19 protein-coding genes, 1 other RNA gene and 1 pseudogene are annotated in these 23,076 nt (G+C 29.8%); 18 read left to right on the plus strand and 3 right to left on the minus strand.

What is annotated here, in order from left to right; genetic code table 11:
* Nucleotides 1–194: 194 nt before the first annotated feature.
* Nucleotides 195–401, minus strand: coding sequence for a hypothetical protein (locus tag RH95_RS09580; RefSeq protein ID WP_158309969.1), 207 nt, complete (start codon nucleotides 399–401; stop codon nucleotides 195–197).
* Nucleotides 402–587: 186 nt separating this feature from the next.
* Here RH95_RS09580 and RH95_RS07685 point away from each other — a divergent pair, with 186 nt between their 5' ends.
* From RH95_RS07685 to RH95_RS07705, 5 genes are all read left to right on the plus strand, one after another.
* A complete protein-coding gene (locus tag RH95_RS07685; protein ID WP_010247561.1) occupies nucleotides 588–1,562 on the plus strand; it encodes an ATP-binding cassette domain-containing protein in 975 nt (324 codons plus the stop codon).
* A gap of 470 nt (nucleotides 1,563–2,032) precedes the next feature.
* Nucleotides 2,033–5,458: a pyruvate carboxylase gene (locus RH95_RS07690; RefSeq protein WP_010247563.1), complete on the plus strand. Its 3,426-nt coding sequence runs from the start codon at nucleotides 2,033–2,035 to the stop codon at nucleotides 5,456–5,458.
* Nucleotides 5,459–5,529: 71 nt separating this feature from the next.
* Nucleotides 5,530–5,823, plus strand: coding sequence for a PspC domain-containing protein (locus tag RH95_RS07695; protein ID WP_010247565.1), 294 nt, complete (start codon nucleotides 5,530–5,532; stop codon nucleotides 5,821–5,823).
* 150 nt (nucleotides 5,824–5,973) lie between these two features.
* Entirely contained in the window at nucleotides 5,974–8,157 is a 2,184-nt protein-coding gene (recD2, locus tag RH95_RS07700; protein WP_010247568.1) for an SF1B family DNA helicase RecD2, read from the plus strand.
* Complete coding sequence (locus RH95_RS07705; RefSeq protein WP_010247572.1) at nucleotides 8,138–8,740, plus strand: ComF family protein; 603 nt, start codon at nucleotides 8,138–8,140, stop codon at nucleotides 8,738–8,740. The genes recD2 and RH95_RS07705 overlap by 20 nt, the downstream gene beginning before the upstream one ends.
* Here the strand turns inward: RH95_RS07705 and RH95_RS07710 are convergent.
* Nucleotides 8,737–9,660, minus strand: coding sequence for a YihY/virulence factor BrkB family protein (locus tag RH95_RS07710; protein ID WP_010247574.1), 924 nt, complete (start codon nucleotides 9,658–9,660; stop codon nucleotides 8,737–8,739). The two genes, RH95_RS07705 and RH95_RS07710, sit on opposite strands and share 4 nt — an antisense overlap.
* Nucleotides 9,661–9,743: 83 nt before the next feature.
* Here RH95_RS07710 and RH95_RS07715 point away from each other — a divergent pair, with 83 nt between their 5' ends.
* The 4 genes from RH95_RS07715 to pyrG all read left to right on the plus strand — a co-directional run bounded on the left by RH95_RS07715 (nucleotide 9,744) and on the right by pyrG (nucleotide 15,453).
* Nucleotides 9,744–10,436 (plus strand): response regulator transcription factor, encoded by a 693-nt coding sequence (locus tag RH95_RS07715; protein ID WP_010247576.1) that lies wholly within the window; start codon nucleotides 9,744–9,746, stop codon nucleotides 10,434–10,436.
* On the plus strand, nucleotides 10,436–11,653 hold the full coding sequence (locus tag RH95_RS07720; RefSeq protein ID WP_010247578.1) for a sensor histidine kinase: 1,218 nt from the start codon (nucleotides 10,436–10,438) through the stop codon (nucleotides 11,651–11,653). Before RH95_RS07715 ends, RH95_RS07720 begins: the two co-directional genes overlap by 1 nt.
* Nucleotides 11,654–11,773: 120 nt before the next feature.
* A complete protein-coding gene (locus RH95_RS07725) occupies nucleotides 11,774–13,846 on the plus strand; it encodes a glutamine synthetase III domain-containing protein (protein ID WP_010247580.1) in 2,073 nt (690 codons plus the stop codon).
* Between the two features lie 8 nt (nucleotides 13,847–13,854).
* Complete coding sequence (pyrG, locus tag RH95_RS07730) at nucleotides 13,855–15,453, plus strand: CTP synthase (protein ID WP_010247582.1); 1,599 nt, start codon at nucleotides 13,855–13,857, stop codon at nucleotides 15,451–15,453.
* 157 nt (nucleotides 15,454–15,610) lie between these two features.
* Here pyrG and RH95_RS07735 read toward each other — a convergent pair whose 3' ends face one another.
* Complete coding sequence (locus RH95_RS07735) at nucleotides 15,611–16,414, minus strand: NAD(+)/NADH kinase (RefSeq protein ID WP_010247585.1); 804 nt, start codon at nucleotides 16,412–16,414, stop codon at nucleotides 15,611–15,613.
* 75 nt (nucleotides 16,415–16,489) lie between these two features.
* Between RH95_RS07735 and RH95_RS07740 the strand changes: the two genes are divergently transcribed.
* The 9 genes and pseudogenes from RH95_RS07740 to RH95_RS07775 all read left to right on the plus strand — a co-directional run bounded on the left by RH95_RS07740 (nucleotide 16,490) and on the right by RH95_RS07775 (nucleotide 22,700).
* The gene (locus tag RH95_RS07740) at nucleotides 16,490–17,392 is read left to right on the plus strand and encodes an RluA family pseudouridine synthase (RefSeq protein WP_010247587.1); all 903 of its coding nucleotides are present in this window, start codon (nucleotides 16,490–16,492) and stop codon (nucleotides 17,390–17,392) included.
* Nucleotides 17,393–17,409: 17 nt separating this feature from the next.
* A non-coding RNA gene (ssrS, locus tag RH95_RS09375) (6S RNA) lies at nucleotides 17,410–17,594 on the plus strand.
* 100 nt (nucleotides 17,595–17,694) lie between these two features.
* On the plus strand, nucleotides 17,695–18,255 hold the full coding sequence (locus RH95_RS07745) for a YtxH domain-containing protein (protein ID WP_010247590.1): 561 nt from the start codon (nucleotides 17,695–17,697) through the stop codon (nucleotides 18,253–18,255).
* Between the two features lie 15 nt (nucleotides 18,256–18,270).
* Nucleotides 18,271–18,765, plus strand: a complete 495-nt coding sequence (locus RH95_RS07750) for a methyl-accepting chemotaxis protein (protein WP_010247593.1) — start codon at nucleotides 18,271–18,273, stop codon at nucleotides 18,763–18,765.
* A gap of 73 nt (nucleotides 18,766–18,838) precedes the next feature.
* A complete protein-coding gene (locus RH95_RS07755) occupies nucleotides 18,839–19,732 on the plus strand; it encodes a diacylglycerol/lipid kinase family protein (RefSeq protein WP_026038615.1) in 894 nt (297 codons plus the stop codon).
* Between the two features lie 10 nt (nucleotides 19,733–19,742).
* Complete coding sequence (locus RH95_RS07760) at nucleotides 19,743–20,756, plus strand: LacI family DNA-binding transcriptional regulator (protein WP_010247599.1); 1,014 nt, start codon at nucleotides 19,743–19,745, stop codon at nucleotides 20,754–20,756.
* Nucleotides 20,749–21,288, plus strand: a complete 540-nt coding sequence (locus RH95_RS07765) for a LuxR C-terminal-related transcriptional regulator (RefSeq protein WP_010247601.1) — start codon at nucleotides 20,749–20,751, stop codon at nucleotides 21,286–21,288. The genes RH95_RS07760 and RH95_RS07765 overlap by 8 nt, the downstream gene beginning before the upstream one ends.
* 51 nt (nucleotides 21,289–21,339) lie before the next feature.
* The gene (locus RH95_RS07770; RefSeq protein ID WP_010247604.1) at nucleotides 21,340–22,155 is read left to right on the plus strand and encodes a putative ABC transporter permease; all 816 of its coding nucleotides are present in this window, start codon (nucleotides 21,340–21,342) and stop codon (nucleotides 22,153–22,155) included.
* 20 nt (nucleotides 22,156–22,175) lie between these two features.
* A pseudogene (locus tag RH95_RS07775) lies at nucleotides 22,176–22,700 on the plus strand (ClbS/DfsB family four-helix bundle protein).
* Nucleotides 22,701–23,076: the final 376 nt, after the last annotated feature.

The following is a 23,076-nucleotide window of genomic DNA, read 5'->3' on the forward strand; positions in this document are numbered from 1 at the left end:
GATTTATTGCAAATAGAGGTAAAAAAAGTTTGTTTTTTTGGTAATTTTATATATACTATATCCAGCTATGGATATAGTGGCTGCATTGCAGCTAGCTACAAGTGTAGATAGGCTTATCGAGGGCAATGTGTTCTCCTTCATTAATTATTTAATAATAGTTACATTTTTTGGACAATATCAGTTTTTTTCAGAAATTACGCTAACATAAAGGAACAAATATTTTTACAGTTACTTTCTAAAAAATCACGAACCCTAAGTGTAGGAAGAGTTTGTGATGACTTAAATAACAATGAAGGGATTGTTGACTTTTCTAAATACATAAATATGATGACTAATGACATTATATTAACAGAGAAGAGTCTTGGTTCGTTATTAAAATTTTTTTCTATATTAAGTACCATTATTTTTGTAACACTTGCGCTTATCAAATTCCACTATATTATATTTATAGTATCAACAATTTTAGGTATTGTGATGATTAAAATTCCTAAACTTTTTGAAGATAGAATAAAAAAACTACTGATGAAGTTTCTTTTGCTAATGAATCATTGCAAAGAAATATAACAATTTGGCTAAAAGGAAGCAAAGTGTTAAAGCATTTTAGAGCAGAAAATATGCTTTATAATATTAGTGAAAAGTATTCGGATTTGATTAAGAAAGCTAAAGTTGAACAGACGAAATGCATAACGAAGTCCAATTTTATTGTGAGTATTATGAATATATTTAGTCAGATTATTATATTAGTAATAACTGGTATTTTATCTTACAAAGGGAAAGTGTCTTTAGGATCAATTATTTCAGTTGTGAGTATATCTGGACAATTATTTAATTCATTGGATGAGTTTGGAGAGAGTTATGCTGAAGCGATATCATCTAATTTTTTGTTAAAGAAGTACAGTCTAATGGAAAAAGCGAATCCAAAGGATAAGATAATTTTAAGAGAATCTATAAAACTGAAAAATTTATCTTATAATTATGGTAATGAACAAATTAAATTTCCAGATATTATATTTAATGCAGGTGGAAAGTATATCATCTCTGGGAAAAGTGGAGTAGGGAAAAAAACTTTACTAAATATAATTTTTGGTTCTTTAGAGAATTATAAAGGAGATATTTTTTGGGATGATATAGATTATAAAGATTTAAACTTGGATAAGGGCATTTCATATATATCTCAAGACCCTTATATGTTTCTAGGAACTATTAAAGATAATATTATTTTGGATAAAGAGTATGATAAAAACTTATTTAATGAAATTATAAAGATAGGTAGACTACATAGTGTTATAGAATCATTACCTCTTAAAGAAAATACAGAAGTAGATAGTGATAATATATCGTTCTCAAAAGGAGAAATTCAAAGAATAGCAATTGCAAGAGCTTTATATCATAAAGAGACTGTATTAATTATAGACGAAGGCTTATGTAATATAGATAAATATAATGCAAAATATATAGAAAAGTATTTGTTTGAGAATCAAGAGTTAACAGTGCTTATGATAACTCATAATTTAAGTAAAGAGACGGAAAAGATTGTATCAAAAATTATTGAATTAAAGTAGTTTAAAATGATTATTTTAAAACTACGGATGTATAATTTTGAAAAGTATATTATAACTAATCATTGTATTGCAAGTATGGATATGCTAATTAAATTTTTAGATTAAGATTATAAAGTACAATATTAGTTGTTGTTAGTATAATAAAAAATAAGTAGATGTAATCGTCATAAAAGATTAGGGTATTAACTTATATTATTTAATTTAGCGTAATTTTGATAATTTTTTTCACATAAAAATATCTGTTAGAGATTTACTCCCCTAGAGATATTAAGAGCCTGTTATTGTTATCTTACATCTTAATGGGTACTCATTTGTATTTTTGTTTTATTACATTGTACATTAGAAATGCTTTTTATGTGTATGGGTGGCTAATTATGTATACAAATTTATAAAAAATCTTTATTATCCATTCATTCTACACTTTACTTCATATTTGATGTATAATATGGAAAACTAAAAGGGAGGAAAACATGAAAAAGTTTAAGAGAATTTTAGTAGCGAATCGTGGAGAAATTGCAATTAGAATATTTAGAGCAGCAAGAGAAATGGGGATTCGTTCAGTTGCAATTTATTCTGAAGAAGACAGACTTTCACTTTTTAGAACTAAGGCAGACGAGTCTTATTTAATTGGCAAAGGCAAATCTCCTCTTGATGCCTATCTTGATATTGATGAAATCATAAGTCTTGCTAAGAAAAAAGGTGTAGATGCGATTCATCCTGGATATGGTTTTTTATCTGAAAATCCTGAATTTGCACGAAAATGCGAAGAAGAAGGGATTGCTTTTATTGGACCAAGATCAGAAGTTATGGAAAAACTTGGAGATAAAATAACGTCTAAAATCGTTGCAAAAGAAGCAGGTGTTGCAACAATTCCTGGAATTGAAAAGCCAATAAAGAGTGAAGAGGATGCTATTTTATTTGCAAAATCATGTGGATATCCAGTTATGATTAAGGCTGCTGCAGGCGGCGGTGGAAGAGGAATGAGAATTGCTGAAAGTGAAGATGAACTTTTGGAAAAGTTTCAGTCTGCAAAGAATGAAGCCAAAAAAGCCTTTGGTGATGATTCCATGTTTATCGAAAAATATCTTGACAAGCCAAAGCATATTGAAGTTCAAATTTTGGGTGACGAATTTGGAAATGTAGTTCATCTTTATGAAAGAGATTGTTCTATTCAAAGAAGACATCAAAAAGTAATTGAATACACACCTGCTTTTTCACTTCCAAAATCTCTTAGAGAAGAAATTTGTGAAGACGCACTAAAAATTGCAAAATCTATTGGATATTCAAATGCAGGTACTGTTGAATTTTTAGTTGATTCAAAGGGCGATCACTTTTTCATAGAAGTTAATCCTCGTATTCAAGTTGAACACACTGTAACGGAAATGTGCACTGATATAGATATTGTTCAGTCACAAATTTTAATAGCAGAAGGTTATAAACTTTCAAGTGACGAAGTTGGAATAAAGAGCCAAGATGAAATAGTACACAGAGGCTTTTCTATCCAGTGTCGTGTGACGACTGAAGACCCTCTAAATAATTTTATGCCAGACACTGGACAAATTAATTTATACAGATCGTCTTCTGGGTTTGGAGTAAGACTTGATGGTGGAAATGGATTTACAGGTGCAGTTATTTCTCCATACTATGATTCACTTCTCGTTAAGGTCATTACAGAAGCGAGAACTTGGGAAGACACTATTAGAAAAGCAAAGAGATCTCTTTCCGAGTTAAAAGTAGGTGGAGTTAAGACAAATATTGGATTTTTATTAAATGTTTTAAATACAGAAGAATTTAAAAAAGGAACTTGTGAAACTGGATTTATAGAAGAGCATCCGGAATTATTTGAGATAGAAAACTCTAGGGATAAAGAGCTTAGGATTATGAAGATGCTTGGAGAGAAAATTGTAAATGACAAAAAAGTTTTAAAGAAAAATTTTGATGTTCCACAAGTTCCAAAATTTGAGAAAAAAGAATTTGAAGGATACAAGCAAATTTTTGACAAGCTTGGTGCAGATGGTTTAAAGAATTATATTTTACAAGAAGAGAAACTTCTATTGACAGATACCACTATGCGTGATGCACATCAATCACTTATGGCTACGAGAATGAGGACAGTGGATTTAGTTAAAATTGCAGAAGCTTTAAATTATAACATGGGAGAACTTTTTTCTGTTGAAATGTGGGGCGGAGCAACTTTTGATGTAGCTTACAGATTTTTACATGAAGACCCATGGGAAAGGCTTAAAATTTTGCGTGACAAAATGCCAAATATGCTTTTACAAATGTTAATTCGTGGAAACAACACTGTTGGTTACAAAAATTATCCTGATAATGTTGTAGTGAAATTTATAAAAGAATCTTCAAAAAATGGAATTGATTTATTTAGAATTTTTGATTCACTTAACTGGCTTCCAGGCATGCAACTTTCCATTGATGAAGTTCTTAAAAATGGAAAAATAGCAGAAGCTACAATGTGTTATACTGGAGATATTTTAGATGAAAAGAAGGACAAGTATTCTATAAAATATTATGTGGACTTGGCAAAAGAACTTGAAAGGACAGGGGCACAAATTATTGGAATAAAAGATATGTCTGGACTTTTAAAACCTTATGCAGCAAAAAAATTAATTAAGAATTTAAAAGAAGAAGTTGGTGTGCCAATTCACCTTCACACTCATGATACTACTGGAAATGGTGTTGCTACAATTTTACAAGCGACAGAAGCTGGAGTTGATATTGTCGACACAGCGGTAAACTCTATGAGTGGACTTACTTCTCAACCTGCTCTTAACTCTGTTGTAGCTGCACTTAAAAACACTAATAGAGATACAAAAATTGACTTAGATAAAGCTGAAGAAATCTCAAAATATTGGGCAGCAGTAAGACCAGTTTATGAAAACTTTGAATCTGATTTAAAATCTGGAACTACAGAAATTTATAAATATGAAATTCCTGGAGGACAGTATTCAAATTTAAAACCACAGGTTGAAAGTTTTGGCCTTGGACACAAGTTTAAAGATGTAAAAGAAATGTACAAGAGTGTAAATGAAATGGTAGGGGATATTGTAAAAGTAACACCTTCATCAAAAATGGTGGGCGACTTTGCAATTTTCATGGTGCAAAATGACTTAACTCCAGAAAATATTTTAGAAAAAGGAAAGAATCTCGATTATCCAGATTCTGTGATGACTTATTTTAGAGGAATGATGGGACAACCTTATGGAGGATTTCCTAAGGATCTCCAAGAAATGATTTTAAAAGGAGAAAAGGAAGTTACAGTTCGCCCAGGCGAACTTTTGGAGGACGAGGATTTTGACAAAATAAAAATACATTTGGAAGAAAAGGGGATTGAACCAAGCGAAGAAGATTTGATTTCATCTGCACTTTACCCAAAAGTATTTGATGATTATATTGATTATATAAAGGAAAATGGTGAAGTTTCTAGAGTTGGATCTGATGTATTTTTCCATGGACTTATGGAAGGGGAAACGGCAGAGATTTCTATTGAAGAGGGAAAAACTTTAATAGTTACTTTAATTGAAATAGGAAAACTTTTAGATGATGGAACTAGAAATTTAACTTTTGAAATAAATGGATCAAGAAGAACTGTAAACATAAAAGATAAAACTGTAAAAGATTTCGAAAATGATAAAGATGAAAAGATTTATGCAGATCCAAAAAATGAAAAAGAAATTGGGTCATCTATTCCGGGAAAAATTGTAAAAGTTTTAGTTTCTGAAGGTGACAGTGTTAAAAAAGGGGATAAATTATTTATAGCGGAAGCTATGAAAATGGAAACAAATATTGTTGCTAATGTAGATGGGAAGATTAACAATGTTTTTGTTCGAGAAGGTGACATGGTTGAAAGTGGAGAGCTACTAGCAAGTGTTGAATAAAAAGATTTATTCTGGGTAGAAATTTATTAAATAATAGTTTTAATATTTTATCGATACAAAGGAAGTGCGAAATGAAAAAGCTTTATAGGTCTAGAGAGGACAGAATATTTGCAGGAGTTTGTGGAGGTATTGCAGAGTATTTTGGAATAGATTCAACTATTGTAAGAGTTCTTGCATTTTTGTTAATTGTCCCAGGTGGACTTAGTATTTGGGCGTATATTATTCTTGCTATTATAATACCTAAGGAACCTTCTGGGAAAGATTCTATAAAAGATGATTATGGCGAAGAATTTTATTCTCCCAAAGGAGATTACAGAAAAGAATATGAAAGACAAAAGAGAAAGTCTGATGATGACTTTTATTAAAATTTTTAGAAAGAGGCGTTGGCCTCTTTTTTTTAGCTTTTAATGCATAAAAAATTTTTAAGTTTTTAAAACTTATTTTGAAAAAAGCGTCAAAATTATTTTCTGTATTTAATTGTGAATTATTGATACAATATTGAAGAGGTGTTTTAGTTGATTACTCTTGAAGGAATTGTGGAAAGAATAATTTTTAGAAATGAAGAAAATGGCTATACTGTTGCGAAAATAAATTCAGAAGATGGAGATTTTGTAATTGTTGGCAGTGCGGCGATTTTTAAAAATAATTTTCATTATAAATTTATTGGAGATTTTACATATCACAACAAATATGGTGAACAATTTTCTTTTACAAGTTTAGAAGAAATATCTCCAGAGGGTGATGCTGCAATAATAAATTATCTTTCAAGTTCAATGATACCTCATATTGGCGAGAAAATGGCTAAGAGGATTGTAGATAAGTTTAAGGACGAAACCCTAGAAGTTATAGAAAAGAATCCTGAAAAGCTCCTTTCTGTTGAAGGTATTGGCAAGAAAAAGTATAGAGATATAAAAGAAGCTTTGGATAAGCAATATGCTATGCGAAAAATATTTTTACATTTTTCACAATATAATCTTTCTACTTCTGCAATTTTAAAAATATATAAGGAATATGGAGATAACTCCATAGATGTAGTGATGAAAAATCCCTATGATTTAATAGGAAAAGTGAAGGGACTTGGTTTTAAAAAAGTAGATGAAATTGCGCAAACTATTGGCATAGATAAGAATTCTTATTCTAGAAAAATTGCTGGACTAAAGTACACACTTTTACTTGCAAATCGAGATGGACATACTTATTTACCCTTGGATAAACTTATAGAGGTTTCTGAGAAAATTTTAAATTTAGAATTTGAAAATGCCGATGAGATTGCAAGGGCTTTAACTCTTGAAAAAAATTTTTTTGTTGAAAAAGATGGAGAGAATTATAACTGTTATATTGCGAGGTATCTTGCTGCTGAAAATTATGTTGCTGGAAAATTAAATGATTTAAATATTTCCTTTGATGAAGATATAGAAATTGATGAAAAAATTTCTGATACTGAAAAGTTTAGAGGTATAGAACTTTCTTCTTCTCAAAAAAGAGCCGTAAAAGAATCCATAAATAGCGGTGTTTTTGTTATAACTGGGGGCCCAGGAACAGGAAAGACAACGACACTTAAAGTTTTAATAGATATTTTTGAGTCCATGGATAAAGTTATAAAACTTGCTGCGCCAACAGGAAGAGCAGCAAAGAGAATGAAAGAGCAGACTGATCGTGATGCTTTTACGATTCACAAACTTTTGGAGATTGGGTTTGCTGGCGACATGGATTTTTCAGATATTGAAGAGCTTGATTGTGATGTTTTAATTGTAGATGAGGTTAGTATGGTGGACATACTTTTAATGGAAACACTTTTAAAGTCTATTGAAAGCCCAACAAGACTTATTTTAGTTGGCGATAAAGACCAACTTCCGTCTGTGGGAGCGGGAAACGTTCTTTCGGATATTTTAAAGTCAAAGGCAATTAAATCTGTAAATTTAGAAGAAATTTTTAGGCAGTCTGAGAAATCTATGATAGTAAAAAATGCCCATCTTATAAACAATGGCAAGATGCCTATTTTAAATGTTGGAGATTTTTTTATGATTTCTGAAAGAGGGGAGATAAAGGGACTTGAGATTATAAAAGACCTTGTTAAGAGCAGACTTCCAAATTATTTTAATGTAAGTGAATCTGATGTGCAGGTTTTAACTCCAACTAAAAAGGGAAATCATGGTACAATTAATTTGAATAAAGTTTTACAAGAACATTTGAATAAAAGTGAAGAACACTTAGAATTCGCAGGCAAAAAATTCAAATTGGGCGACAGAGTTCTTCAGACTAAAAATAATTATGAGCTTGAGTCAAAAGTTGAAAATGAATTTTATGAAGATGTAGAGAAAGGTGTTTTCAATGGAGATTTAGGTTATATTTCAAAAATTGACAGAGAAAATAAAAAAGTTACAGTTATTTTTGATGACGTGAGGAGTGTAGAATATAATTCTGAAAATTTAGATGAACTCACTCTTGCCTATGCTATGACTATTCATAAATCTCAGGGCAGTGAATTTCCAGTAGTTGTAATACCATTATTTCGTGCAGCGCCAATGCTTCAAACGAGAAATTTAATATACACTGCAATTACGAGGGCAACAAAGGCAGTGGTTTTAGTTGGAAAAAGTGAATATTTGGTAAAAATGATTGAAAATAATAAAACTGTACACAGATATTCAAATTTGTCAAAGAAATTGAGGTTGGCAAATGAAAATAAGAGAGTTTAATTGCCCAAATTGCGGAAAGAAAGTAAATACTTATGGACTGTGCAAAGACTGCGATGAATTAATTGATAGAAATCCAAGATATTATTATGATATAGAAGGGCTAGATGAATTAATAGTTGCCTCGACTTATTCTGGGCTAATGAAAAAACTTATAATTCAGTTTAAGTTTTATGAAAAATTATCTTATAAAGACATAATATCAGAAATTATGATTGAAAAACTTTTGGAAAAAAATTTGTCCAAAGAAGTTTTAACTTACGTACCCATGTATAAAATAAGAGAATCACAAAGAGGGTTTAATCAGTCTAAAATGTTGGCAGAAAAAATTGCAAAAAATACGGATATGAAATGTGAAGATATATTTATAAAAACCAGGGATACTAAATTTCAAGTTGGACTTACTAAAAAGGATAGAGAAAAGAATTTAAAAAATTCCTTTGGAGTACTTAATAAAGTAGACGAAATTATTATTGTAGATGATGTCATAACTACAGGATCAACTTTAAGGGAACTGACAAAAATTGCAAAGGTAAATGGAATAAAAAAAGTGACTGCACTTGTTGCAGCCACAGAAGTTGCTTAGTCTTTTATATTTTTAAACATGGAGTCATGTCTTGGCCAAATATTTAGCGTTTTAAAGTATTTCATTGAATAAATTGTGGAATTTATTTCTGCACCTATTAAAATAATTACAGATAATAAGTATAACCAAACTAAAAATACGATAATACCACCAAGAGATCCATATGTTATGGAATATTTTCCGAAATTTGATACATAAAACCCAAATACAATAGAAACTATAATTACTCCAAGTGTTGAGAATACTGCTCCAGGGAGAACTCCTTTAAAGGTTATCATATGTTCCTTGCTATCTGAAGGAGAAAATTTATATAAAAGCATAAAAATTATTAGCATATAGCCAAGTGGGATTACATTTTTACCAAGGCTCCATATTTTGTTAAAGACTGCACTTTCAGCACCTAAATAACTCATTACAGTTTTATAAATTATTTCTCCAAATATTTGCGTAAATATAAGCATAAAAAACATTATGATTAGAGATATGGTAAAAATTAAAGCTAAGAATCTAAGTTTGAAAAAATTTCTTTTTTCTGAAAATCCATAGGATAGATTTATTATTTTAATTAGCTTAAATACTGCAGTTGATGCAGTAAAAAGACCTGCTATAAATGAAATTGTGAAAAATGAACTTGAAGATGCATTTTGTAATTCTTTAAGAAAGGTTGTTACAGTATTTTGTATATCCGCTGGCAAGACTTCTAGCATTGAAAAAATATATTTTAGATTGAGTATTCCCGAGAAGTTAATTGCGTTAATAAGAGATATTAAAAAAGGAAATACTGATAGAACTAAAAAGTAAGTTAAACTCGCACCATAGGATAGAATGTCGTGGTTTAATATTCTATATGTCAATTTGTCAAAGAAAGTAAAAACTTTTTTATCTTTGATTTTATCTATACGATTATTTAAAAACTTCATTAAACACCTCTGTTGTATTATATATTAAATTTTATAGAAGAACAATTAGTTTACATTATAAAAAATGGTAAAGGATGATGATTATGAATTACAATATACTAGTTTGCGATGATGAAAAAGATATTTTAGGTGCAATAGAAATTTATTTGAAAGCAGATGGACATAATGTTTTTACTGCCACAGATGGAATGTCTGCTCTTAAAATAGTAGAAGAAAATGAGATTCATCTTGCCATAGTTGATATAATGATGCCTGTTATGGATGGTATTTCACTTATCATGAAGATGAGAGAAATTACGAATATACCTATAATAATTCTTTCTGCAAAAAGTGAGGTTACTGATAAAATTGTAGGGTTAAATGTAGGAGCAGATGATTACATAACAAAGCCTTTTAATGCTGTGGAGCTAACGGCAAGAGTAAATTCTCTAATAAGAAGATATTTTTCTCTTGGAGCTTCTAATATACAAACAGGGGACTTGAAAATTGGAAGAGTTAGCATCTTTGATAAGTCGAAAGAAGTTAGGGTTGAAGATGAAGTAGTTAGTTTAACCCCATACGAGTATAAAATATTGTATTTACTTATGAAGAATCCTGGAAGAGTTTTTTCTTCAAATGAAATTTATGAAAGTGTGTGGGAAGAGGAAGCCATTAATGTTAGAAAAATAATTTCTGTTCACGTTTCACATCTTCGTGATAAAGTTGAAATAAATCCGAGAAAACCAGATCTCATTAAATCAGTTTATGGAATGGGATATAAAATTGAGGACAAGTGATGGGTCTTAAAAGTTTAAAAAGATCTATTAGAGATGTAATTATAAATTTAATAGAAAGAGTTTTTATAGAAAACATTTTTGTTTCTTCTACGATTATCTTTGAGCTTTTTAATATAAATAAATATTTTATGATGACATGGATATTTACTATTTTATTTATGTTCTTAAAAATAAAAAGAGGAAAATTTACAGACACTGTTTTGACATATAATTTATTTAAATATAGACAGTTTAAAAATTTTAGACTTTTTGGGACTTTAAATGTAACTTTAATAATTTTATGTATTCTTTTTTATAGTTTAATACCAAGAGAGATTGTGCTTTTAAATGTTCTTCTTTTTATGATTCTTCGAGCAGTTATAATAGTGGAACTTCAATTTGCACAAAATTCACTTTCAATTGAACTAGTAGAATCTATTTTATATGGGTATGATTTTAAAATTCCAGAACCCTTTGAGAATGAGTACTTGGAGAAAATTACAATTTTGATGGAAGATTTTAAAAAGCGTGACAAAAAAAGATTGGAAGATAGTTTTAGGACTGAAAAATCTAAAATGGAACTCATAACTAATATATCTCACGACTTGAAGACACCTCTCACTTCAATAATTAACTATGCAGATTTGCTTTCAAAGAAAAATGAACTAGATGATGAGGCCAAAAGTTTTATAAATATTTTAAATAGAAATTCTTCTAGACTAAAGGATTTAATTGTGGATTTAATATTTGCGTCGAAAACTAGTACCAAAGATATTTCAGTGGAAAAATCGCTTGTGGAATTAAATGAGATGATTCTTCAAATTTATGGAGATTATGATTCTCTTTTTAAGCAAAAAGATTTGGACTTTTTATATAGTTCAACAAGCGATGAGATTTTAATTTATACAGATGTAAACTTATTTGTAAGAATTGTTGAAAATCTTTTTTCCAACGCTTACAAATATTCAAAAGAAAGTACTAAAATTTTAGCTGGAGTTATTGAAAGAGAAAATAAGATTGAATTTTATGTAAAAAATTTGATGAAAGAAAAATTAAATATGAGTAGCGAAGAACTTTTTCTTGAACTTTCGAAATCAGATAGATCTAGACACAGTGAAGGATCTGGACTTGGACTTAATATAGTTAAAAACTTGTCTGAAATTTTGGGAGGAGAAGTTAAGATTTCTATTCATGGGCAGTGGTTTGATGTTCACGTAATTCTTTTGAAAGACTCTTAATGATTATATTATTGACAATGGATTATATTTGAAATAAAATAAAAAGAAACCACAGGTTTTTCATAATGGCAATTTTAATTAATTGCCATTTTTTTGGTTTTATTTTTAATAGGGGGATATATGATTGAAGAATTTGGAATAAAAAGTTTTAATAAAAAGAAGATGAAAGAAAATCTTCCATATCCGATTTATCTAAAGTGGAAAGAAGCTCTTAGAAACGAAAAAGATTTAGACAGAGAAACAGCTGATGCCATAGCTCATGCAATGAAAGATTGGGCACTTAAAAATGGTGCAACTCATTTTGCACACTGGTTCTTGCCACTAAGTGGGCACACTGCAAAAAAACATGAGGCGTTTATAACAAGAACTTCTGATGGCGAGCCAATAAATAGATTTTCTGGGAAGGAACTTGTAAAAGGTGAACCAGATGCTTCGTCTTTTCCAAGTGGAGGTATGAGATCTACTTTTGAAGCTAGGGGCTACACTTATTGGGACCTTACGGCAAATTCTTTTATAATTGGAAATGTACTATATATTCCCACAATTTTTATGTCTTACAAAGGTGAAAAACTTGATAAAAGAGGACCTCTCATTGATTCTATAAAAATTTTGAGTGATGAAGGCGTAAAAATTGTAAATATTTTTCGCAAAGATGAATATGCTTATAGGATGAGAGTAAAGGTTGGGCTCGAGCAAGAATTTTTCTTAGTAGACAAAGAAATTTATAAGAGGAGAAGTGACCTTAAAAATATTGGAAGAACTATTGTAGGAGCACCTTCTCCAAAGGGACAGGAGTTATCAGATCATTACTTTGGACAAATTCCTGCAAGAGTTGAAAAATTTTACAAAGATGTTGATGAAAAACTATACGGCCTTGGAATTTATTCTGAAGCTGAACACAATGAAGTTGCTCCAAATCAATTTGAAATGGCAATTTTATTTGAGAATGTAAATGTGGCAATAGATGACAATCAACTTCTCATGAATATCTTAAAGGAAACTGCACTTGAAAATAATTTGGTCTGTCTTTTTCATGAAAAACCTTTTGCGAATGTAAATGGTTCGGGAAAACATAATAATTATTCAATTGTAACTAATTATGGTTTAAATGTTTTTGATCCAGGGGATGATCCTTACAACAACAATATATTTTTGTTATTTGTGTCAGCACTAATTGAAGCCACAGATAAATATCAAGATCTTTTGAGGGTGAGTGCATCTTCCACATCAAATGATTTTAGGCTTGGTGCAGATGAAGCACCTCCTGCCATTATTTCGCTATTTTTGGGAAGTGACTTAGAAGAGCTTTTTAAAGATATAAAAGAGGAAAGACATTATAAAAAAGAAGACGATAATATTTTTACTGGTTACAATCTTTTAAGTGTTCCAAAGGATTCTAGCGATAGAAATAGAACTGCTGCTGTCGCTTTTACGGGAAATAAATTTGAATTTAGGATGCTTGGTTCTTCTAAAACTGGCTCTGATTTAAATATAACACTTAACTGTGCTATTGCAGATTCTTTGGCAAATATGTATGAAAAATTAAAGCCTTACATAGGCGATGAAAAGAAACTTAGAGAAAAAACTCTTCAAATTGTAAGAGATACTATGAGAAGTCATGACAGAATAATTTGTGATGGAGATAATTATTCAGATGAGTGGAAAGAAGAAGCAAAAAAGAGGGGACTTTCTAATCACAAAACTTATTTTGATGCACTTGTATCACTAAAAGATTTTGACTATACAGATATATTTTTAAAGAGAAAAATTTATACGGAGAAAGAAATAAATGCAAGTTATGAAGTTAATTTAGAAAAAGTTGTAATCTATCATACTTTAGAAGCTAAAATAATGATTGATATGATTGATAAAGATATTTTGCCAGAAGGAATTTCTGAGTTAAAAGATATTTCCCATGTTCTTTCTTTTAAAAATAATGAATTAATATCTAAGAAGTATGATAAAATAGATTCAATGATTTCTAAGTTAATTAAGTGCCAAGAAGATTTGAATATCTTAATAGAACATTCGAAAAAAATAGAGGATATATACAAAAAGGCAGAGTATGTAGAGAATAATATTGCAGCAAAACTTCTTGAAACTAGAAAAGTTGCAGATAATATGGAAAAATTAATTTCAAGAAAAAATATTACTTTGCCATCTTATGAAGACATTTTTAATTCGCTAAGCTAGGAGGAGTTATGACTAAGTTTATATTTGTTACAGGTGGAGTTGTTTCAGGAATTGGAAAAGGAATTTCTGCTGCAAGTATTGGAAGACTTTTAAAAGATAGAGGTCTTTCTGTATTTATGCAAAAGTTTGACCCATATCTTAATGTAGATCCAGGAACTATGAGTCCTTTTCAACATGGAGAAGTTTTTGTGACAAGAGATGGAGCAGAAACTGATTTAGACCTTGGACATTACGAAAGATTTATAGATGAAGAACTTACAAAGGACGCTTCTATCACTACTGGAAAAGTTTATTCCACTGTAATTGCAAAAGAAAGACGCGGAGATTATGATGGTGCCACTGTGCAAGTTATACCTCACATAACAAATGAAATAAAAAATGCAGTATATAAAGCTGCAAAGGAATCAAGGGCAGATGTAGTTATTACAGAAATTGGCGGAACAGTCGGAGATATTGAATCACTTCCATTTTTAGAAGCTATAAGACAAATTCACTCTGAAAATAAAAAATCTGATGTACTATTTGTCCACACAGTTTTAGTGCCAAATATTCCTGGCTCAGATGAATTAAAGACAAAACCAACCCAACATTCTTTTAAGGAACTAATGAGCAACGGAATAAAAACTGATGTAATAATTGTAAGATCAAATGGAGTTGTTACAGATGATCTTAGAGAAAAAATTTCTCTTTTCTGTGATGTTCCAGTTGAAGCAGTTATCCAATCTACAAATGTAGATTTAATTTATGAAGTGCCTCTAGTATTTCACAATCAACATTTAGATGATTATATTTTAAAAGAACTTGACCTTGAAGACAGACCTAAATCTAATGGAAATTGGAAAAAGATGGTGGATAGGTTTAAGGATGTAAAAGGCGAAGTTAGTATTGGACTTGTTGGTAAATATGTGAGTCTTCATGACGCTTATCTCTCTGTGACGCAAGCATTAACTGATGCTGGCTGCGAAAATGGTGTTAAAGTAAATATAAAATGGTTAAATTCTGAAGAAATTGAAAAAGATTCTAAGATTTTAAAAGGACTTGATGGGATAATTGTTCCAGGTGGGTTTGGTTCTCGTGGAACTGAAGGAATGATAATGACAAGCAAGTACGCTCGTGAAAATAATGTGCCTTACTTTGGGATTTGCTACGGGATGCAAATTGCACTTATTGATATCGCCAGAAATAAACTTGGATATAAAGGTGCGAACTCAACAGAAATAGATCCAGAAACAAATTATCCAATAATAGATCTTTTAGAAAACCAAAAGAATATTAAAAATGTTGGTGGGACATTAAGACTTGGAAATTATGATTGTACAATTCATAAAGATACTTTAGTTTATTCACTTTATGGTGAAGAAAAAATAAAAGAAAGACACAGGCACAGATATGAATTTAACAATGATTACAGAGGAAAAGTTAGATCTGCAGGAGTAGTTTTTTCAGGAATAAATGAAGATAAAGATTTAGTTGAAATAATTGAATTAAAGGATAGTGACTTTTTTGTCGCTTGTCAATTCCACCCAGAATTCAAATCAAGACCAACAAAAGTACACCCTCTATTTAATGGATTTATAAAAGCGGCAATAAATAATAAAAATAAATAATTTTTGTAGGAATATTTTTAGCTTAATGTTACAATAATAAAATTTTTTAAAATTTAAAATAATTAGTTTAGGTATCAATCAGGTTTAATGGTTGATATTTTTTTGTTTTGTAAAACTAAAAAAGCTCCTAGATTTTCTAGGAACTAAATTAATATAATTATAGGAACTTGTCTTTTAAGTTGTCCCAATAGGAATTATTTGAAAAGACGAGTTTTTTTATTACTTTATTTGAAAGTCTGATGTTTACCCTGTGAAGGTTGTTAAAAAAGTATTCAGAACCGTCAACTAATAAAAGATTTGAGTCCTTGTATCTTTTTTCCACAACTAGAGAAATTGTGTGAACTCCTGGAACTATTACAGAAGATCCAAGAGATCTGTATGCAGCAGAATTAACTGGAGAAATTGGTGTCATTTGCAATACGTGAAGACTTGGATAAACTATTGCCCCTCCACTTGAAAAGTTGTATGCAGTAGAGCCTGAAGGAGTTGAAACTAAAACTCCGTCACCAGAAAATTTTTCTACATGGTTTCTGTCTATAAATACATTCATGTGAATAGTTTTAGAATGAGCGGCTTTTAATACTACTTCATTTATGGAATAAAATTTATAAACTTTATTTTTGGTATATATATCTGATCTAATGAGTTTTATATCGTCAACATTGTAATTGCCATTTTTGTAGTCTTTTACCAATTTTTCTATTTCATCTGGTTTTATTTCTTGATAAAAGCCAAGATGTCCTGTGTTTATTCCGACAAAGGGCATATCAGGAAAGTCGTTTTTGTGTATAGCTTTTATAAAGGATCCATCACCACCTATACAAATTGAGAGCTCTGCATTTTTATTGAACCCATTAAAAGGTTCGTATCCATAGTTCGTTAGGACTTTGTGCAAATTTGTGGCAGTTTTTTTTGATTCGTAATTTGCATTTGTGATTATATTTATAATATTTTTTGACAAGGTTAAACCCCCTTGATTTTTTTCTTTATTATTTATATTATAAACGAATAAACTTACATTGACTAGAGGTGTAAAATGTATAGGTTAAATTCCAAGGACTTTTTAAATTTTAGAGTTGGCAAAGAAATTAAATTAAATGATTTTTTGCGTGAAAAAAATTTGTCTTCAAGGTTAATTAGAAGGTCTGTTAAAAGCGAAAGCATATATTTAAATGGAAAGTTAAATAAAAAAAATAAAAAGTTAAAGATAAATGATATTGTATCTGTTAAATTTGAAGAAGAAGATTTAAATGGAAAAATAGAGCATAGGGTTCTAGATATTTTATATGAAGATGATGATCTTATTTTAGTAAATAAAGAGCCCTTTATGGTTACCCACACAGCCAAGGACGATACAACAGGGACTCTTTTGAATTATTTATGTGGTTATTTTTATGGAAATAACATAAATAGAAAAGTTAGATTTGTAAATAGACTCGATAGAGATACTTCAGGAATAGTAATGGTTGCGAAAAATTCTTTTACACAAGATAAAATTTCTAAGGAATTTAAAGAAAGTGTCGAGAAAAAGTATTTGGCAATTTGTAATGGGATTTTTCATGAAAAAGAGGGAGTCATTGAGACGCCAATTGCATTATCAGAAGATAAAATTAGGCGTGAGGTAAATTATGTTACTGGGAAAAGATCTATAACTTCTTACAAAGTGCTTGAAGAAAAAGATAATATGAGCCTTGTTCTTTTGACTCTTCACACTGGAAGGACGCATCAGATAAGAGTTCACCTTTCTCATATTGGTCACCCTATTATAGGGGACGAACTTTATTTTGAAAAATCTAATTTGATAAAAAGGCAAGCACTTCATTCTTATTCTCTAAAATTTAAATTGCCAAGAAATAATAAAGAAATAGAAATTTTTGCAGGAGTACCTCACGATTTTTTGTTTTTTGGTGGCAATTTATTGAAAAAAACGTTTTATTGAGTTATAATTTAATTAAGTAAATTCTGCGATGTTCGGGTTAAGCCTATTTAATTCAACCGACAAATAGAACACGGGATACTGTGTATATGTGAGATATGACAAGCCGTCTTTGAGCGGAAGTCAGAAGACACTATCAAGTTTTTTACCCACCATGATAATGGGCGGGTGTGAATTAATAAGGTTTCGGCATTGCGGATTTTACTATTATTCTTAAAGTTATCTTATTTTATTTTTGGATGTGATTATTTTAAAAATAAAAGGGTACATAATTAACAAATTAAATTAAGATAAGGAGAATTATTATGGGATTATTTGATTACTTAGAAGAAAAAAGAAATGAAGCAATAAGAAGAAGAAGATGCAGAGAAGCTTCAAAAGTATTTACAAGCATGGCATTTGGAGCTTTAGTGGGAGTTTTATATGCACCACAAGAAGGTAAAAAAACTCGTGAAGAAATTGCCCAAAGAGCAGAAGAAGCGGCAAATCAAGCTATCAATGTTGCAAATGATGCAAAAGATACAATAGAATTTAAAGCTTATCAAGCTGGAGAACAAGCTAAACAAACTTATGGAGAATTGAGAGATAAAGCTGCAACTAAAAAACGTGAATTTGATGAAGATGTTGAAGTGGCTAAAGCAAAGGCTGGAGCAATTGGAGAAATTGTAAGATCTGGTGCAGAAGATGTCAAAAAAGATGTAAAGAATACAAATGATGAAGTTAAAGATACTGCTGAAGATGTAAAGGGCGATTTAAAAGAAGGAGCTCATGACGTTAAAAAAGAAGCTAAGAAATCTTCTGAAGATGTAAAAGAAACAGTTAAGGATACTAAAAATAAAGTAGAAAGAGAAGCAAACAGAAGATAAGATTGGAGGCATAAGATGTTAAATCAATCATTTACACTAGGTGGTCTACTTAGTTTCTTACTTTATGTTGCTGGGATAGCTGCACTTGTAGCACTTTTTTTAGCACTGTCAAACGTAGTAAAGGTTTTAAAAAATGTAAATGGCATTATTGAAAAAAATCAAGGTGAAATTGATCACACTATAAAAACTGTCCCTACAATTGTTGACAATGCGAAAAACATTTCTGAAAATGTAAATTCACTTTCAAATGATGCGACAAATCTTGTAAATGATGTTAAGCCTGAAATTGAAAAAGTTGTTTCAACAGTTGGTTCAGTTTCAGACACTGTAAATGGCATCACAAGAAAAGTAGATGATACATCTTTAAAAGTATCAGACACAGTTGGCAATATATCAGATGTAATTTCTGATACTGCAAAAACTATTTCACTTAGTTCAAATAACGCCATTGACTATTTCTATATTTTTAAAGAAGTTGTAAAGGCACTTAAAGAAGTTTTTTTGAAATAATTTAGAGACGGAGTTTTTGCTTCGTCTTATTTTATTTTTTTACATAAATTTTATAAAAGGTGATAGAAAAGGAATGAAGAAAGTAAAAATCATTGCAAATCCAAATTCTGGAAGAGGAGCGGCTCTTGGGAAAATATTAGAATTAATAGAGCTTATGAGTAGAGATGAGTATGAAATTGAACTTCTCTTCACGCATAAAGAAGGTGATGGCATAAAATTTTCAGAAAATTATTCTGGCGAGGATTTTATTATATGCAGTGGAGGAGATGGAACTGTAAATGAAGTCGTAAATGGAATTTATCTTTCTAAGAGAGATACTCCACTTGCAATTTTACAAAGCGGAACGGTGAATGATTTTGCAAATGCACAGGGCCTTCCTACAAATCCCCTTAAATTTTATAAAATGATAAAAAACTTTAACATTAAGACCATAGATATTGGACTTGCAGGGGATAGAGCCTTTATAAATGTTGCAGCTGGAGGAATGCTTACAGAGATTGCATATACAGTTTCTGCTGAGGAAAAAGCAAGTTTGGGAGATATGGCATATTATTTAGAAGGCGTAAGAGAACTTTTTGGGAAAAAATTTTTTAAATACCAAAAAGTTATAAATTTTAATATAGAGAGTGATGAGTTTACTGGTTCTGTCGAAGGACTTCTATTTTTAATAACAAACTCAACTTCAGTTGGAGGATTTAAAAATATGGCACCTTTAGCAGATGTTTCTGATGGATACTTAGATGTGCTTATTTTTAAAGGATTTAAGTTTTCTGAAGTTCCAGAACTTGCAACTTCACTTGTAGGTGGCAGGCATGTAAACCATGACAAAGTAATGTATTTAAAAACTAAAGAAATAAAGATATCTTCAGATGAAGAGTTGACAATAGATGTAGACGGTGAGAAAGCTTCAACGCTTCCTATGACTTTTAAGGTCTTGGAAAATAAGCTTAAAATAATAGTACCATAAGGAGGAAAGTATGGCATCTACAATTAAAGACGTAGCAAAAATGGCAGATGTTTCCATTTCTACAGTATCAAGAGTAATTAATGATTCAAAACCCGTAAGCCCTGAAGCTAGGAGAAGAGTTTTACACGCAATAGAGGTTTTAGATTACAAGCCAAATGAAGTAGCTAGAAGTTTAGTGACCAAAAAATCTAATTTAATAGGTGTAATTGTAGAAGATATTGGATCTAATTTCATTTCACAAATATTAAGAGGTGTGGAAGAAGTTGGGAGGATGTATAAATACGACATACTTTTGTCAAGCTCCTATGGTGATCCTGAATCTGAAATGAAATTTGCAAATCTTTTGGCACAAAAACAAGTAGAAGGGATTATTGTGATTTCAAATCTTCACAATCCAAAGCTTGAGTATAAGCTAGAAGAGAGTAAGATTCCATATGTAGTTATTAGCAATTTCTACGACATAGAAAAATTTTCGGCAACAATTGACTATGAAAAAGCAAGTTATGATATGGTTTCTTATCTAATCTCAAAGGGGCACAAAAATATTGCATCTTTAGGTATAAGAAAGGACATTGATAGAACTTTCGAGAAGAAAAAAATTGAAGGCTATAATAGAGCTATGGAAGAACATGGTTTAAAAAAAGTAAACATGTATGTTGAAGGACTTGGAGAAGAATTTGTAAAGAGCGAAGAGGATACAATAATAGAAACAGTTAAAAAAGAAAAAATCACCGCAATTTTTGCATCCTATGACACAATAGCAATACACCTTATAAATTTACTTTTGGACAATAATTACAAAACTCCAGATGACATTTCTGTAACTGGTTTTGGAGGTTCTTATATTTCTAACATTTATAGACCTAAAGTGACAACTGTGAAAATTCCTTATTATGATATTGGAGCAGTTTCAATTAGAAAAATTTTAAAGAAAATAGCAAAAGAAGATGACAATTTGGCAGAAAATGTAGTTTTACCTTCAAAAATTCTTGAAAGAGAAAGTGTAAAAATTTTAAATGACTAAAATTGCCATAGAAACAAAAAGTGAGATTATAAAAACAGGGCTTCAAAATATTTTAAAAGAATATGAAGTCCTAGATTTTTATAAATTAAAAGATGAAGACTACTCTCTTCTAATATTTCAAAATAAAGATTTAGCGAGAATAAAAAAAGATAAAATAAGAATAATAAAAAAAGAAGAATTACCTCTAAACATAGACTATTCTGTAATAACAATATTTGCCAAAGAAGAAGAAATACTTGAAGCTGTGAATAAAACAATAAGAGGATACATTTACATAGAAGAAAGTCTAAAAGAAATAAAAAGGGATAGAACAAAAAAGTTTGAAAATCTTAAAAAACTCACTAAGAGAGAAAAATTTTTATTAGAAGAAATAATTTCTGGCAAAACTAATAAAGAAATATCAAAGGAAGTTTATATAAGTGAAAAAACTGTAAAAAACAATTTGACTATTTTATATAAAAAATTAGAAGTAAGCGGAAGGCAAGAATTATTAAAGAAATATGATGAAAAATTGAATAAAAGTAGTTTATAATATGTTAGGAGAGCTAACATATTTTTTATTGCAAAAGAAGAGGAGAATACAATGGAGAAATATTATTTAATAAATTATTTAATGTATTTTTTTATATATGCCTTCATAGGATGGGTAGTGGAAGTTAGTTATCACGCAGTGACTAAGAAAATGTTTATAAATAGAGGATTTTTAAGTGGGCCTTATTGTCCAATCTATGGTTTTGGAGCAGTGGCAGTGATTATAATTTTGAAAAATATAGCTGAGAATAACAAAACTGTTTTATTCTTTGGATCAATGTTTATAGCTTCATTAATAGAATTCATAGTTGGATTTATACTAGAGAAGATATTTCACAAAAGATGGTGGGATTACTCAAATAGAAAATTAAATATTGGAGGATATATTTGTTTAGAGTTTTCAGTGATCTGGGGAATTTTTTGTTATATACTTTTTGAAAAAATACACCCAGTAACAGGAAACCTAGTGAAGTTGATTCCAAGAAATGTAATTCTATATTTAGACATAGCTTTTGCATTAGTAATGATTTTAGATTTAATTACAACTATAAATACATTGATAGGATTAAATAAAAAATTAAAAATGATTGATGATATAAGTGCAGATATAAAATCAGTTTCGGATAAAATAGGTATGAAAGTATATGACAAGACCATAAGCATAGAAAATAGGCAGCAACAAATAAAAGAAATAGCAGCAGTAAAAGAGTTTGAAGAAGATATAAAAGAATTTAAATATAGAATAGAAGACAAATCAGATGAAAGAAGAATATTAAAAGCCTTTCCAAATTTGAGCAAAAATTTAGAAGAAGCACAAGTTGATCTAGAAGAAATAAAAAAATTAATTAGAGATAATGAACATTTATAAAAATTTGGCGGGAGAGAATTATGAAACAATATGAAAACAAAGAAGAATTAAAAGAAGAAATTAGAAAAACTTATAAAAAATATATTGATGAATTTAATGACATTGATGAAAGTCTAAAGAATAAAAGAATTGAATAAGTGGACAGAACTCCAGCGGAGAATCTTTCTTATCAAGTCGGATGGACTACACTTCTTTTAAAGTGAGAAGAAGACGAAAAGAAAGGAATACAAGTAAAAACACCCTCAGATAAATTCAAATGGAATGAGTTGGGAAAATTATATGAAGGGTTCAATCAAAAATATTCAAAATTATCATTAGAAGAATTAAAAAATATTTTAGATGAAAATGTAAATAAAACATATAAAATGATAGACAATATGACTGAGGATGAATTATTTAAACCTCATATGAGAAAGTGGGCTGATGGAGTAACAAAGACAGCAGTATGGGAAGTATATAAATTTATAAACATAAATACAGTAGCACCTTTTAAGACTTTCAGGACAAAAATAAGAAAATATAAAAAATTTACAGAAAACAGTTGACATTTAAAAAATATAATAGTACTATGTAACAGTTGTCGAAAAAAGACGACTGTTATTTTTTTGAGTAAAATTAATTATAAAAAAATGAAAAAAACAGTTGACAGATTACTTCGGAGATGGTATCATATAGAAGTTGTCGCTTGGGGCAACAAAACTTTTGTAAAAGTTAAGTAAAAATAAAACAAAAAAGTTGTAAAAAATACTTGACAAGAAAAAAATACAAGAGTATAATGAAAAAGCTACTTCAAGAGTAGCAAGAACAATGATAATTAAATAGTGTGAAGATAGAAAGATTCATAAAGAATCAAAAAATCGTGATAAAATCACAAAAGCAAACCAGAAATTCGTTTAGTTTGATAAAACTAATGAGTCATAC

The organism is Peptoniphilus rhinitidis 1-13, from assembly GCF_000246925.1.
In the GTDB taxonomy this organism is placed as follows: domain Bacteria; phylum Bacillota; class Clostridia; order Tissierellales; family Peptoniphilaceae; genus Peptoniphilus_A; species Peptoniphilus_A lacydonensis.

Coding starts and splice junctions, on each gene's coding strand:
- RH95_RS07690 (WP_010247563.1), top strand. CDS start 2,033: ATGAAAAAGTTTAAGAGAATTTTAGTAGCGAATCGTGGAGAAATTGCA.
- RH95_RS09580 (WP_158309969.1), bottom strand. CDS start 401: ATGGTACTTAATATAGAAAAAAATTTTAATAACGAACCAAGACTCTTC.
- RH95_RS07765 (WP_010247601.1), top strand. CDS start 20,749: ATGACTAAAATTGCCATAGAAACAAAAAGTGAGATTATAAAAACAGGG.
- RH95_RS07720 (WP_010247578.1), top strand. CDS start 10,436: ATGGGTCTTAAAAGTTTAAAAAGATCTATTAGAGATGTAATTATAAAT.
- RH95_RS07710 (WP_010247574.1), bottom strand. CDS start 9,660: ATGAAGTTTTTAAATAATCGTATAGATAAAATCAAAGATAAAAAAGTT.
- RH95_RS07725 (WP_010247580.1), top strand. CDS start 11,774: ATGATTGAAGAATTTGGAATAAAAAGTTTTAATAAAAAGAAGATGAAA.
- pyrG (WP_010247582.1), top strand. CDS start 13,855: ATGACTAAGTTTATATTTGTTACAGGTGGAGTTGTTTCAGGAATTGGA.
- RH95_RS07740 (WP_010247587.1), top strand. CDS start 16,490: ATGTATAGGTTAAATTCCAAGGACTTTTTAAATTTTAGAGTTGGCAAA.
- RH95_RS07770 (WP_010247604.1), top strand. CDS start 21,340: ATGGAGAAATATTATTTAATAAATTATTTAATGTATTTTTTTATATAT.
- RH95_RS07760 (WP_010247599.1), top strand. CDS start 19,743: ATGGCATCTACAATTAAAGACGTAGCAAAAATGGCAGATGTTTCCATT.
- RH95_RS07705 (WP_010247572.1), top strand. CDS start 8,138: ATGAAAATAAGAGAGTTTAATTGCCCAAATTGCGGAAAGAAAGTAAAT.
- RH95_RS07715 (WP_010247576.1), top strand. CDS start 9,744: ATGAATTACAATATACTAGTTTGCGATGATGAAAAAGATATTTTAGGT.
- RH95_RS07695 (WP_010247565.1), top strand. CDS start 5,530: ATGAAAAAGCTTTATAGGTCTAGAGAGGACAGAATATTTGCAGGAGTT.
- RH95_RS07755 (WP_026038615.1), top strand. CDS start 18,839: ATGAAGAAAGTAAAAATCATTGCAAATCCAAATTCTGGAAGAGGAGCG.
- RH95_RS07745 (WP_010247590.1), top strand. CDS start 17,695: ATGGGATTATTTGATTACTTAGAAGAAAAAAGAAATGAAGCAATAAGA.
- RH95_RS07750 (WP_010247593.1), top strand. CDS start 18,271: ATGTTAAATCAATCATTTACACTAGGTGGTCTACTTAGTTTCTTACTT.